A 280-nucleotide genomic window follows, 5' to 3' on the forward strand; every position below is an offset into this window, starting at 1 on the left:
CGTTGAAACGGCTGCGCAGTTCGTCGAGGGTACAGGGTAATGTCATGGCGGGAGCCTTTTGTGTAAGGGGATCATTGAAATTCACGACCCAGTTGCGGCCGGCAAGGCGTTCACCGCGCGTCGCAAGGTTTTAGGCAGGCAATAGACCAGCAAGATCGGCGGGAGGGCGACGATACACACGATTTTCCCCATCGGGGAAGGGCCGGTCCACAGAGCGCCGATCAGCATCGCCAGCACGCACAGGTACAGAAACCCCAGCACCGCCAAGGGACCGGACAGG

Annotated in this window: 1 protein-coding gene; it reads right to left on the reverse strand. The window is 60.4% G+C overall.

Annotated features, from left to right (window positions below; genetic code table 11):
* Nucleotides 1-81: 81 nt before the first annotated feature.
* Nucleotides 82-280 (reverse strand): hypothetical protein (locus F1735_RS34895; protein WP_167241625.1); only part of this gene is annotated, 199 nt, incomplete at its 5' end.

Source organism: Massilia genomosp. 1 (assembly GCF_011682185.1).
Taxonomy (GTDB): domain Bacteria; phylum Pseudomonadota; class Gammaproteobacteria; order Burkholderiales; family Burkholderiaceae_D; genus Telluria_A; species Telluria_A rubra.